The 1,190-nt window shown below is 50.0% G+C and carries 1 protein-coding gene and 1 pseudogene; both read right to left on the bottom strand.

Going from position 1 to position 1,190, the window contains the following annotated elements:
• Positions 1 to 147: 147 nt before the first annotated feature.
• A complete protein-coding gene (locus AC1D1X_RS23865) occupies positions 148 to 684 on the bottom strand; it encodes a hypothetical protein (protein ID WP_477671728.1) in 537 nt (178 codons plus the stop codon).
• A pseudogene (locus AC1D1X_RS23860) lies at positions 681 to 1,190 on the bottom strand (hypothetical protein); the annotation flags it as partial. The pseudogene AC1D1X_RS23860 and the gene AC1D1X_RS23865, both read right to left, overlap by 4 nt.

Here is a 1,190-nt window from a genome sequence, read left to right as displayed (position 1 = left end):
GCTCAGCGCTCGATGAAAAAACAGATCAAACAAGCACGAAATCCACACGCTGTAGGTGTAGCTGTTGGTCCCGTCACTCTTGAAGGACGTTATATCCCCCTATGGTCAGGTGTATGCGCTGGCATTGCTATTACACCCACGCGCGGGTTAGCCACGATCAATAAGCTCTTCTGTTTTCCAGCCAATATCTTCCTCTGGAATTGCCAGCAATGTCATACAGATAAATGCCAGTCGGCGAAATATTTCTGGGGAAGAACCAACAAGCCCCTGCCGGCCGGAGCATATGCGGATGCGCTCAGGAACTATCGCATACTCTCCCACCGCAGCGCTCATACCCGCTAATATCGCAGCGTGATATTCATCGTCAATCCATGGCACAACCTTATCCACCGTGCCGGCCAAGGAATCGCTAACGTGGGTTATCGGTGGACGAGAGAAGATCGGAATCTCTATTCTGGTCTTATCCGCCGATTTACCTAATGACTGAATTCCCAGCAGCCCATACAGGAATCGACCGCCTGCAGGTACAAAAATCTCAACGGCAATTGTCGTACGCAAAGGGCGAACGCTGCCTTCGCATTGCACTACCTTCTTACATGAAAGCTCATCCGTCTGAAATGATGTAGGTAGTTCACTCAGCCAAACGCGTGCCTTACGCTCTTTAGTCAGGTTAAATGACTTCATTGAATTCCCCAGAAATTTCTCCACGCGTTATTGAACTCACCAGGCAGACTCTTTATCACTTCTGGATGATAGAGAGAAAAAGGTGAAATGCTGTACTTTTCAATCGCAGCCGCATGAGCCGCGTCATAAGCCAATCCCGCTCTGCGCGCTGTACCTTCTGYGATCTCGTGGAGGTAAAAATTTGCATCTGCACCTATCGCTCTCGCACCCGTTTGAAGGCTTTCCTTCAACCTATCGACCATTGCAACGTTAGCTGCGGTTGGTTCAAATCTTGCCAAGTTCGCCTCAACAAGTGACATGCCCTTTTTCGATACTCTGACCCCTTCTGCTACACACGCTTCAGCCACTTTCGTCCCGGCTTTTGCAACGCCGCCACCGATCAGAGGCGTATCACTATTGGCAATCTCATACGCTATAAATGCGACCCCAAGCACCCCAAGTACATGGTTTAGCCCACGTGGATCAACAAACATCAGAGGATCCCCGCCCACATAGGCACAGTTCTT

The organism is Polaromonas sp. P1_G4 (assembly GCF_056405475.1).
The sequence above is the reverse complement of the archived record's forward strand: the minus strand, read 5'-3'. Positions and strand labels throughout refer to the sequence as shown.